The following is a 12648-nucleotide window of genomic DNA, read 5'->3' on the forward strand; positions in this document are numbered from 1 at the left end:
AGATAAATTCGTATCCATATAACGAAAAAAACACTATATTTTTTTTAGAAATTACAGAAAGGATGACGTTTTTTATGAATCTCTCAATTCAAGATGAATTACAACCATTTGCGGAAGAATTACAACGATATGTTACACCTGTATTTTTAGAAGAACTTGCAAGAGAAATCGGATTTATAAAGCGAAAACGTAAGTTTTCTGGATCAGATTTAGCTACGATTTGTATTTGGATCAGTCAACGAGTAGCAAGTGATCCCTTAGTCCGATTATGTAGTAGGCTTCATGCTGCGACAGGCACTTTACTTAGCCCTGAGGGCTTAAATAAACGCTTAAATACAAAGGCAGTTTTATTTTTACAACATATTTTTTCTTTACTGTTACAACAAAAAGTCTGTGAACAAACACAAATTTCTAACCATCTTTTCTCTTATTTTGGGCGGATTCGTATCCTAGATGCCACCATATTTCAAGTGCCAAATGCTTTAGAGAATACATATCCAGGATCTGGAGGATGTGCCCAAACAGCCGGAATCAAAATTCAATTAGAATATGATCTGCACAGTGGGAAATTTCTTAACTTTCAAGTTGGACCAGGGAAAAATAATGACAAAACATTTGGTACGGATTGCTTAGATACCTTACGACCAGGAGATTTATGTATTCGTGATTTGGGTTATTTTTCATTGGAAGACTTAGATCAAATGGATCAACGAGGTACATACTATATTTCTCGTTTAAAATTAAATACGAATGTATATGTGAAAAATCCAGATCCAGAATACTTTAAAAATGGTGCTATTAAGAAACAATCGGAATACATACAAATCGATGTGAAACAGCTTTTAAACCAACTACAGCCCGGAGAAACATTTGAATTAAAGCATGCTTATATTGGTGATAAACAGCAACTGTTTGCGCGTGTTATTTTTAGTCGATTAACAGAAAAGCAACTTCAAAAACGACGAACGAAGATCGCGGAAAAAGAAAAATCCAAAAATAGAACGTACTCAGAGAAAAGTAAAGTTGTAGCGGGATTAAACGTGTACGTGACGAATACACCTTGGGAATGGATTCCGATGGAACAGGTACATGAGTTATATACTTTGCGTTGGCAAATAGAGATTGTCTTTAAAACGTGGAAATCACTCTTCAAAATAGATCATTATCGTAATGTAAAACAAGAACGATTAGAGTGCCAACTATATGGAAAGCTAATCGCTATCTTCCTGTGCTCCTCTACTATGTTTAAAATGCGTCAACTTCTTTTACAAAAGAAAAAAAGAGAATTAAGCGAATATAAGGCAATAGGGATGATCCAAGATTATTTATATCTTCTGTATCAAGCTATACAGAAAAACACCCAAGAAGTAACAAAGATTCTAATCCGCCTATTCCACCTACTACAGAAAAACGGGCGGAAATCTCATCGATATGAGAAGAAAACAGTCTTTGATATTATGGGTGTTATCTATGAGTATAGTGGATTTAGAAAACAAAAGAAAGCTGCATAATCTTTAAAAATAATATCTACCTAGGTTTATTTGGCATGCTCATTTTTAAGGAGAAAAAGTGTTTTAAGAGTTTTTTAGTTTATTTGAACGAAAGTTCATTTTGTTTCAACTCTTAAGTTGATGGGCATGTATGGTGACCCCAAATAGAACATTAACCGAAAATCAACTGAAGGAACATATAGAAAAGGTCGCTAAAGAAAATAAAGCTGAAGCCTTAGTTTTCAAAACTCTTCTGGACTTTTCTTTAAAAGCAAGTTAGTTACAACAAAAAAAGAAGGCTTATCGATACAATTATCAATAAGCCTTTTTTTATATATTAGTAATCTCAAACATATTTCTTTCAATTTGATTCCAAACACTATTCATACTAGTTGTCTCAAAATACCGCATAATAGTTGTAGTATATAATTTATGCTCTAACAATTCCTTATATCTGAGCCTTCTACCCTTTTCTTTATATAAAGAAATGAGAATTCTCTTTAATTCCTTTTTAGAGTATTTACAGTTTGCTCTTATACGAGTTGGTAAATTAGCTAGTTTCCTTAAATTGTTTAATCCATTAAACCTTATTGAAAACACATTGGCATTATATATTTCATCGCTTTGATCCAGGTCTTTTGCACTAGCCACTTTTCCTATTTTTTCACAGAAGTCTATATAAAGTTTTAAAAGTTCTTCTTGTGTTTCTGTTACTTTATCAATTTTTGAAAATACAACTTCAATATTAGCGTAAATTAATGCATCTTGATATGTTTTAAACAAACTATATATCTGACTTTCAGGTATTCCAGCTTTTTGTAAGTCAGCTAATGAAGGAGTTTTATTTAATTTAATAGCAGTTTCTCTAATAACACTTGCTAACTCTTCTTTTGAAAATTTGTATTTATTAATTCGAGTTTTAGGGCATTCAGCTAAAATTAACAGTTCAGACCAAGTTTTATTAAAACGATATAGTAAACCATGAGAAGAAAGAAAATTAGGATCTCTGTATTCATTGTATATTTCTGTTGTAATTGATTTATTGGTCTTTTTTAGAATATTACAGATTTCGCTTTTGAATTGCAGCAAAATCTCGTCATTAGTAATGTTTGCATTTTTAAAGCGATAATGATTTTTTTTAGCTTTACCATATCCAATCATTTCAAGGAATTCAGACCAAGTTTTATTAAAACGTACTCTATATGTTTCTGGACTCGGAACATTATCTAATTCATCCCATTCTTTTCGTGTGGGTATTTTGTTATGTTTTTCAATCCATTTTTTCACAATAGAAATAAGTTGATTATCTGGAATGTGAGTATAAGATCGTTCTTTATTAATAGATACTCCAGCTTTTTTTAACGCTTTATTCCAGGAGCCGAATCGTTTAATTATTGTATGGGATTGACTCACTTCATTAATTTTAGGACCTCTATCTAACTTCTGTGCTGTTTGTTGTAGTATACAAATTAATTCATTATCAGAATACTTCATACAATTCTACACCACCAAATATTTTGATAGTCTTCACCTTAAAAACAAAACGTAACGTTTAAATAAATTATACCAACTGTCCCAAAATATAACAATTTCTAGACGGAGTTTCTTCTAATAATTAGGGGTACCGCCAACATTTTGACATAAAACCCACGCTAAGACAATAATTGAAAAATGAAAACTGATTTCTCTTACGATAAGGGAAATCAGTTTTTATTTTTAATTTTTACCCAAGTATTGACAATAAAATAAAATTACTAAATAATATATATAATAATTTAGTTAGTAAATTAAATATATTCAAAGGAGGGTTTGTCGTGAAAGTATTTATTACAGGAATTACAGGGTATATCGGATCAGTAGTAGCTCAACATTTTCTATCTCAAGGGTATCAGGTTTCTGGACTCGTAAGATCACAAGGGAAAGCCGTGCAGTTGGCTAAAATGGGAATCTCCCCGATTATAGGCAGTCTTGCGGATCTATCTTTGCTAGAGGAAAGTGTAAAGAAAGCCAACGGAGTAGTTCATACGGCAATATCGCATACCCCGGATATGGAAATGCTTGACGTATCCTCAGTTAATACAATGTTAGAAGGTTTAGAAGATACTGGTAAACCATTCATTTATACAAGTGGAACCTTAATCTATAACGATACTTTTCAGAATGTTGTTGATGAAGACTCAAATTTGAATCCCTTACCTTTTTTGCATTGGAAAGTGGATCAGGAACAAAAAGTGCTGGCAGCTGCTCTACGTAATATCCGTACTATCGTAATCCGACCAACTCTAGTTTACGGACGTGGAGGCGGGTTAATTCAAGCAACTATTAAAAGAGCGAAGCTATCTCAATCTGCAAAATATATTAATGATGGACAAAACGCGTGGTCAACAATTGATATCGATGATTTGGCAAGACTTTATGTATGCGCTTATTCGCAGGCAAAACCTGGTTCGCTATTTAATGCAACTTCCAGTGAATTAATTACGACCAAAGAGCTTATGACATCTGTTGGAAAAATAGCAGGTGTAGATAAAATAGAATCTTGGAGTTATGAAGAAGCAGTAAAAGCAATTGGACCTGCTGCTTGGGGGTCCAGTATTAATCAAAGAATATCTGGATTACGAGCAGAACAACAATTACAATGGAGACCCAATGCTAACTCGATTCTCAAAGAGATCGAAGAGGGGTCTTACCAAGTTAACCCTAAATAAAACCATAGTCTGTAATCGGACTATGGTTTTACTTCATCACTATTTTGGTAAGTGCTAAGGAATCTTATAGATTTAGTTAAAATCCGTATGAGTTGTTGCGCATCATCAGCACCTAGATGTTCGCTCAAATGATGAAAACGTTCAAACAGCTCTTTCTCTCTTGCTTCAACAAAATCGTGTCCGTCTTTGGTGGCCGATAGAAGAATAGAGCGTCGATCACTGGGATCCATCGTGCGTGTAATATACCCGTTTTTTTCAAGTGATTGAATGACGTGTGTCACAGCTGCTGAGGTGATTTTCAGCTGTTTACTTAAATCAGAAACTTTGATGCCAGTTGTGCCTGGTGGACATAGATAGGTCAGGTAAACAAGCAAGTTTAATTCGCTCTGTCTGAGACCATTAGAGGGATTGAATACATGCCCAACACGTCTCAACTGTCCGAATGCGAGAGCAAGTTCTTTTGTTATGTTATCGATATTAATATCTAGATTGTTATTGTCTGTACTCATCCAATTCTACCTCCATCACTTTATTATAACAATAAATTATTTACTAAATTAATTATTTTGTCAAGAGATCATGAAATGCAACATTTAATACTTTATTTTCTATAAACTAAGCCATTAGGAGGTATTTATGAATCAGGCTCACTCTGTTCAATCATTGTTTCAACCTTTTACATTAGGCAATATGAAACTATCTAACCGTATTGTCATGGCACCAATGACACGAGCATTTTCACCAGGCGGGGTTCCAGGTGATGATGTTCTAAATTACTACAGGCGCCGAGCAGAAAATGGCGTAGGGCTGATCGTAACCGAGGGCACGGTGATTAATCACCCGGCTGCATCATCAAATCCTAACGTCCCCCATTTTCATGGTGACAAAGCATTAAACGGATGGGCAAAGATTGTGAAGTCAGTGCATGAAGCAGGTGGTCGGATTATACCGCAGCTTTGGCATGTTGGTACACAGCGTAGTATTGGTAAGCCGCCAAATCCAGAATCCTTACCGATTGGCCCATCGGGACTAACTGATGAAGGCCTTATAGTAAATGAGCCTATGACATACCGAGAAATCGATGCAGTGGTGGAGGCGTTTGCTCAGGCGGCGGCGGATGCTAAGAGGCTTGGTTTCGACGGAATTGAACTCCACGGGGCACACGGTTATTTAATTGACCAATTCTTTTGGGAGAAAACCAATCAACGCAACGATCATTACGGTGGTAACTTTATTGATCGTACACGTTTTGCTTTGAGATTATTCGGGCGTGCAGGTGTGCCGTTGGATCGGACTTTCCTATTATATTCCGTTTTTCGCAATGGAAGAGAAGACCATTTTCGGCTAAATTGGTCGAAACCCCTGAGCAATTGGCTCAATTTCTATTTCCTTTAGTAGGTGCTGGAGTAGATATTTTCCATTGTTCAACCCGTCGTTTTTGGGAACCTGAATTTGAAGGTTCACCTCTTAATCTTGCAGGTTGGACAAAGAAACTGACGGGGAAACCGACCATTACGGTTGGGTCGATCGGTCTTGATACAGAGTTTATTAGTTTTTTTGCAGAAGGCAAAGGAGCTCAAAATGTCAATATTGATGGATTGATCGAGAGGCTTGAACGGGAAGAATTCGATTTAGTAGCTGTGGGACGCGCTTTACTGGTAGATCCAGCTTGGGTAGATAAGATCCGCAATGGTCGTGTGGAAGAATTGGTACCTTTTACAGCTGAGTCTTCAAAAATTTTATTTTAAAAACCTATACTATAACTTCTTTAGATTGAGGGGCCTAACAGCAAAACACGGAAACGTAAGTTAAGAAAAATGTTGAATCTCTCTTTATTAAAAAGGACTGTAAAGTATTGTATATACTACACCTGATTCTTTTTTTAGTTACTGTATATTGATTAAAGGAGTGATAATTGATGATAGTACAGATGAAAAAACAAGAGTTCGATTCCTTAGTTGATGAAGCCTTGCTTAATGCTTGTTTTAAACCTTTGATTCTAGAATATAAAAAAAGAATGGCTAAACAACCAGAGAATAGCTCCATTTCAAAAGAACTTTTTTATAAAGATCTAACCAAAGGCCAAAAAGTGTTGTTTGTGTTTAAAGTGTATTATGACCATGCAAGTGAATCTCTGGCGGAGTTCTATTGGTGGAGTGCCTATTTTATGGCCCAACCTAAAATTTGGTCAGCAATCAAAGCTGGATTACAGTATTTTAAGGACGAATCTATGTACCTACTTTTAGAAGAAACCGAAGTAGTTCTCAAAAGACATAATTGTCCTAACACTCTAGATGAATTCGCTGTTACTCGTGAGGACCTTGACAATAGTATAGAGCTTTATGCATCGATTAATCCTCTGCATATCAAATTTAACAAAACTGCTCCTTTTACTATTAAGAGAATATGTGATTTTATCCGACATAATTATGATGATTTCATAAAATTCGAGGACTAATTTATCACAACATTCTTTAAAATGACTATTTTTATTTATAAATTGTTTAAGTGTTAGCTTCCCTTTATACTTTCTTATTTAAGGGGCGAGATTTTGAAGTAAATTCTCATTTATAACATTGAGAAATTGGGTTTTTAATATTAGATATTCTTGATATTGTAAAGCTGCATTCTTCTAACGCTATTTCTCCCTAAAATGAACGTTTTAGGGAATTTTTTTGCACGCTTATATTTACATAGTTTTGAACTGTTTACCGTTCCCTAAACTATTCCCTTTAACTTTTTCCCTAAAATTGACGGTACATCCGTATTAGGGAATAATTAACTTCAGGAGGGGATAGAATGGGGAAAATTTTTGGATATGCCCGAGTTTCTACTCAAGATCAAAATTTAGAATTACAAATGGATGCCTTACAAAAAGCTGGTGCAGCTGTTATCTACAAGGAAAAAATGACGGGCACAAAAAAAGAGCGTTTAGAATTAGAGCAACTCTTAAAAGCAATAAGTGAAGGAGATACAGTGGTTGTCTATAAACTAGATCGTATCTCAAGATCTACCAAGCACTTAATTGAATTAGCAGAAACCTTTGAGGAAAGAAAAGTGAATTTTGTTTCTATAAGTGACAACATTGATACGTCAACTGCAATGGGTCGTTTTTTCTTCCGTACCATGGCAAGTATTGCTGAGTTAGAACGGGATATCATCAGTGAACGCACTAAAGCAGGATTACAATCTGCAAGAATTAGAGGTAGAAATGGCGGAAGACCAATTAAGGATCCAAAATTAGTAGAACGAGCATTAAAACTACATGCTTCTAAGGAGTACAGTATAAAAGAGATTTCAGATATGACTGGTGTTAGTAAATCTGTGTTGTATCGAGCTATAGAACGTATATAGAAATGAACAGGAGGCACTATCTTGTATTTGAGAGCAAGAGAACTACTTACACCTGAACAACGCATAGATTTCATGACAATTCCAGCTGATATTAGTGAGTGGGAAATAGCTACCTCCTACACTTTATCACCACATGATTTAGAAGTGATTAAACGTCGAAGACGAGACTATAATAGACTTGGATTTGCCGTTCAGTTATGTCTGTTTCGCTTTCCGGGATGGACATTATCGGATGTTAAAGAAATACCTAAGTCAGTTTTACGGTTTATTGCCAATCAAATTAAGGTTGATCCCTTGGAATTTCAATCATATGCCGAACGGGAACAAACTAAGCATGAACATATGGTTGAAATTCGGAAAGAGTATGGTTATAAGAACTTCTCAACAAGAGAGTATCGTAACATCTCTTCTTCTTTACTAAGTCATGCAATGGAAAATGAGAACTCAATGTATTTGATTAGGACGGCTATCGAAGAAATGAAGAAGCGAAAAATTATTCTTCCAGCTATGTCAACTATTGAACGTCTGGTTTGGCAAACACGTCATCGAGCTGAACAAAAAATATATAAGATATTATCGCGGTCTCTATCCTCTTTGCAAAAGGAAAGTTTGATCCTAATGACGGAGCCTACTCTGGATAGTGGAAAAACACCTCTTGCTTGGTTAAAAGAAATCCCAGGACAATCTTCACCTGATGCCTTCTTAAAAGTCATTGAACGATTAGAGTATGTGAAAAAACTTGAGTTATCTATTGATTGTAATGACATACACCCGAACAGGCTTCTTCAATTGTCGCGTTTAGGTGCGCGATATGAACCTCATTCCTTCCGAAGATTTAATGAGTCTAAAAAATATGCCATTCTTGTGGCTTATCTCTTAAATCTCAGTCAAGACTTAATTGATCAAGCCATTGAAATCCACGATCGCCAAATTATGATCTTGCAGTCAAAGGGCCGTAAGGCCCAAGAAGAAATGCAGAGACAAAACGGTAAAACAATTAATGAAAAAATCATACAGTTTGCTGACATCGGTGCTGCACTAATAAAGGCAAGAAATGAAGGATTGGATCCGTTTACTACATTGGAAACCGTCATGTCCTGGGAGAAAATGATTGCATCGGTGGAAGAGGCCAAACAATTATCACGTCCTATCGACTATGATTATTTAGATCTTTTAGAAAGACGATTTTTTTATCTTCGAAAATATACGCCTACCTTACTTAAATCACTAGAATTTCAATCGACCCAATCAGCAAAACCATTGATAGAAGCACTAGATATTATTAAAAATATGAATGATTCAGGTAAACGAAAAGTTCCAGAAGGAGCTCCTCTTGGGTTTGTCTCTAACCGGTGGCAGAAACACGTACATGACGAGGATGGAAGCATCAATCGACATTATTATGAAATGGCAGCATTAACTGAATTACGAAATCATATTCGATCTGGAGATGTATCTGTTCGAGGCAGTAAACAACATAAAGATTTTGAAGAGTATCTAATTCCAAAAGAAGAATGGTTAGAAACTGGATTACATCATAATCGCCTTGCTGTAGGCAGTTCTGCTGAAGAATATTTGACCGAAAGAATGGATTCTCTACGAAAACGGCTGCAAGCCATGTCCGATAACGTTGATGAACTAGAGGGTGTCAGTATAGATAAGGGGAAATTTCGCATTGATCGTCTCGAAAAGGATACTCCAGAAGAAGCCAAGACGTTTAGTTCATCCCTATACAGCATGTTGCCACGGATAAAACTAACGGATCTGCTAATGGAAGTTGCAAGTTGGACAGGTTTTGATGAACAATTTATTCATGCTTCTTCAAGCCGTCCTCCCAAAGGAGAGGAAAAGTCGATCTTATTGGCCACGCTAATGGCGATGGGGACAAATATTGGCTTAACAAAGATGGCAGATGCTACACCCGGAATTACCTATCACCAAATGGCTCATGCTTCTCAGTGGCGTCTTTATGATGATGCGATGAATAAAGCTCAGGCAACACTTGTGAATTTCCATCATCAGCTTGCTTTATCTTCATATTGGGGAGATGGAAGTACTTCCTCTTCAGATGGTATGAGAGTACAAGTTGGCGTGTCTTCTCTACATGCAGAATCAAATCCTCATTATGGTTCTGGTAAAGGAGCTACGATTTATCGCTTTACAAGTGATCAGTTTTCTTCTTACTACACAAAAGTCATTAATACCAACGCTCGTGACGCAGTTCATGTGATAGATGGATTGCTGCATCATGAATCTGAATTGAATATTGAAGAACATTATACAGACACGGCTGGGTATACCGATCAAGTTTTTGGACTGAGCCATCTACTTGGTTTTCGTTTTGCACCTCGCCTTCGAGATCTGTCTGATACTCGACTATATGTAATAGATAAACCTGGTGAGTTTCCAACAATAGAAAAATTACTACGAGGGCGTATTAATACAAAGGTTATTCTAGAAAACTATGATGATGTTTTACGTCTAGCCCACTCCATTCGGGAAGGGAAAGTTTCTGGTTCACTTATTATGGGAAAGTTGGGGTCCTATTCAAGGCAAAATCGTTTGGCTACAGCACTCCGTGAAATGGGTAGGATTGAAAAAACAATCTTCATATTAGACTATATTTCAAATGAAGCAATACGTCGTCGAATTCAACGAGGGTTAAACAAAGGGGAGGCTATGAATGCCTTAGCACGAGCCTTATTTTTTGGAAAACGAGGTGAACTCAGGGAAAGAGCGTTACAAGACCAGCTTCAACGTGCAAGTGCATTAAATATCATCATTAATGCTATCACTGTATGGAATACAGTTTATCTCACAGAAGCAACAAAAGTTCTAAGTGAAAAAGGGATACTACGAGAGCAAATGATAAAACATATTTCACCATTAGGATGGGAACACATTAATTTCTTAGGAGAGTATACTTTTGACATAAAAAAAATGACAGGACTCAACTCTTTAAGACCATTAGATCGATAAACTCCTGAGCCGGTACCCTTAGAGTAAAGGATATCGGGTTTTTATATGGTAAAAAATGTATTAACGTGGGTTTTATGTCAAAATGTTGGCGGTACTCCTATAATAGAAGTAAAAAAGAGATAAGAGCACTTTCATTAAGTGTATTATCTCTTTTCAAATATGCATTTCATATCCCATGTAAATTTACCACATATTTCAATTGGACTTACAGATTGCTCTTCAAAAAAATTATAACTTACATTTTGTAAAAAAATATACAATTTTAACCCCTTTCAAAAATGCATAGTCAGAATGTCAGTAACTTACATATATTCAAGAATTATATTTGGTTATAACAATAAATTCATTTTATTATAATTAATTAAACTCAAATATAAATATAGATTTATCTGTAAGAATCCCATATTCTTCTCTATTTACCTATACATATATTTTTACTAATTTATTATGATATGGATGTTGATTTAAAGTGTTTTGCACGAAATGTACGAATGGATTTTTTTAGGAATAAAATACAATAAATCGTTCCATTTCCTTAATTCACAAAATATTCAAAATTAAAATCTTAAAATGTTAATATTTGTTATATAATGAAATTGTCACACCAGTCATTAAGTAGTTTCCCTATTGTGTCTGTTGAAATAGTTTGTTTGTCCCTTATTAACATTATCTCAAAAAGAACTTGTAGTGATTTCTACAAGTTCTTTTTGTTTTTCTTATTGAATTGGAACAGAAACTTTCAAACATTCATTTACCATAAAAAGGAATAAGTATTTTTCCATGTTTCGTAGCATATTAAAACCGTAGGAGGTGATACATATGGTTAAAAAGAATAACAGAAATACTAATGAAGTATTGGTTCAAGGTGCTGAGAACGCAATTGATCAAATGAAATATGAGATTGCACAAGAATTTGGCGTACAACTTGGTCCAGATACAACATCTCGTGCAAACGGTTCTGTTGGTGGTGAAATCACAAAACGTTTAGTAGCTATGGCGGAACAACAACTTGGTGGAGGATTTACTCATTAATTTCACCTAAAGTTATTAAAAGTTACAGTAAGTTGTAGCATATATTTTTTTACCTGTATTTAGTTTATAAATTTAGATACTTCACGATAAGCATTCAAAGGTTCTATTGCGAAGTTTTGTTAGTTTTCATTTTATCTTTGCACCAGAACCAAATGAACGATTGTATTGTGCATTAATGACTCTTTCGTTGTTTCATCAAATATCCATAAGAATCACTTATACTTGCATGAAACAGACTATTATAAAACTCTATTTATCCTCTTATTATTTACTAAAAATAGACTAGTCTAAAAACTGAATTCTACCACTTCTCCAACTAACTCAATTTGTTTGTTATTGACAATGATTCCACTGCCATCACAACATGCGTAGATAATATTTTTGTTATTTTTTGAGTATTCCCTCAACTTAAAATTAATACTATCTTTGTTTAAAATATTGTAATGAGGTAAAAATGCGAAATCCACAAAATTTAATGCATCAAAAGAATCTAACTTCACATGATTCTCATCAAGATAATTTGCTACAGAAATTTCTTCAGTCATTATAATGCTACCAGCACTAACACCAATTAAAAGTCCTTTATTTTCACTATAATTTATTAAAGGTTGTATCATCTTTTCCTCTTTTAATCTATCCAAAAATTGAAAGGTATTACCACCCGACAAATGAATAGCAGAATAATTATAAATGTTACTAATCTCCTGTTCAGAATAATTTTTATCGAGATCAAAATATCTTATTTCTTCAATACCAATACTATTGTAGTAATTCTTTACTTTAGCAAAGTACTTGTTCTCTTCATCAGATTTCGCTCTTAAATATGCAACTGATTTTTTTTTATTATCAATATTATCTTTTATATAATTGTTGATTTTAGAATGCACATTCTCAACATCACTCAAGAATATAAATCTTCCCATAAACTCTCCTACTTTCTATCAGACATTATTCATACATTTTTGATTATTAAACAAATAAAAATAGTAATCTGATATTATTTATAAGAATTCACCAGGATATTTACGTCAATATTCTCATAAAAGGTTCTGTTGCAAAGTTTCCGAAGACATAAAGAGATGGAG

The 12648-nt window shown here is 34.6% G+C and carries 9 protein-coding genes and 1 pseudogene; 7 read left to right on the forward strand and 3 right to left on the reverse strand.

The window, feature by feature from the left end; all coding sequences use genetic code 11:
• The first annotated feature begins 74 nt into the window (after window positions 1–74).
• The gene (locus Y7E_RS0127700; protein ID WP_017154433.1) at window positions 75–1511 is read left to right on the forward strand and encodes an IS4 family transposase; all 1437 of its coding nucleotides are present in this window, start codon (window positions 75–77) and stop codon (window positions 1509–1511) included.
• 309 nt (window positions 1512–1820) lie between these two features.
• Here the strand turns inward: Y7E_RS0127700 and Y7E_RS0127710 are convergent, their stop codons facing one another.
• The gene (locus Y7E_RS0127710; protein WP_017154435.1) at window positions 1821–2984 is read right to left on the reverse strand and encodes a homing endonuclease associated repeat-containing protein; all 1164 of its coding nucleotides are present in this window, start codon (window positions 2982–2984) and stop codon (window positions 1821–1823) included.
• A 320-nt stretch (window positions 2985–3304) separates the two neighbouring features.
• On the opposite strand from Y7E_RS0127710, the gene Y7E_RS0127715 reads away from it, so the two are divergent.
• On the forward strand, window positions 3305–4198 hold the full coding sequence (locus Y7E_RS0127715; protein WP_017154436.1) for an NAD-dependent epimerase/dehydratase family protein: 894 nt from the start codon (window positions 3305–3307) through the stop codon (window positions 4196–4198).
• A 20-nt stretch (window positions 4199–4218) separates the two neighbouring features.
• Here Y7E_RS0127715 and Y7E_RS0127720 read toward each other — a convergent pair whose 3' ends face one another.
• The gene (locus Y7E_RS0127720) at window positions 4219–4707 is read right to left on the reverse strand and encodes a MarR family winged helix-turn-helix transcriptional regulator (RefSeq protein WP_017154437.1); all 489 of its coding nucleotides are present in this window, start codon (window positions 4705–4707) and stop codon (window positions 4219–4221) included.
• Window positions 4708–4834: 127 nt separating this feature from the next.
• Here Y7E_RS0127720 and Y7E_RS30495 point away from each other — a divergent pair.
• The 5 genes and pseudogenes from Y7E_RS30495 to Y7E_RS0127745 all read left to right on the forward strand — a co-directional run bounded on the left by Y7E_RS30495 (window position 4835) and on the right by Y7E_RS0127745 (window position 11563).
• Window positions 4835–5946, forward strand: a pseudogene (locus tag Y7E_RS30495) (NADH:flavin oxidoreductase).
• 170 nt (window positions 5947–6116) lie between these two features.
• Window positions 6117–6656, forward strand: a complete 540-nt coding sequence (locus Y7E_RS0127730; protein ID WP_017154439.1) for a hypothetical protein — start codon at window positions 6117–6119, stop codon at window positions 6654–6656.
• Between the two features lie 341 nt (window positions 6657–6997).
• On the forward strand, window positions 6998–7552 hold the full coding sequence (locus Y7E_RS0127735; RefSeq protein ID WP_017154440.1) for a recombinase family protein: 555 nt from the start codon (window positions 6998–7000) through the stop codon (window positions 7550–7552).
• Between the two features lie 21 nt (window positions 7553–7573).
• The gene (locus Y7E_RS0127740) at window positions 7574–10531 is read left to right on the forward strand and encodes a Tn3 family transposase (protein WP_017154441.1); all 2958 of its coding nucleotides are present in this window, start codon (window positions 7574–7576) and stop codon (window positions 10529–10531) included.
• Window positions 10532–11350: 819 nt separating this feature from the next.
• Window positions 11351–11563, forward strand: coding sequence for an alpha/beta-type small acid-soluble spore protein (locus Y7E_RS0127745; protein ID WP_017154443.1), 213 nt, complete (start codon window positions 11351–11353; stop codon window positions 11561–11563).
• A gap of 287 nt (window positions 11564–11850) precedes the next feature.
• On the opposite strand, the gene Y7E_RS0127750 is transcribed toward Y7E_RS0127745, so the two are convergent.
• Complete coding sequence (locus Y7E_RS0127750) at window positions 11851–12486, reverse strand: Type 1 glutamine amidotransferase-like domain-containing protein (RefSeq protein WP_017154444.1); 636 nt, start codon at window positions 12484–12486, stop codon at window positions 11851–11853.
• Between the last annotated feature and the right edge of the window lie 162 nt (window positions 12487–12648).

The organism is Bacillus bingmayongensis (assembly GCF_000299035.1).
GTDB lineage: Bacteria > Bacillota > Bacilli > Bacillales > Bacillaceae_G > Bacillus_A > Bacillus_A bingmayongensis.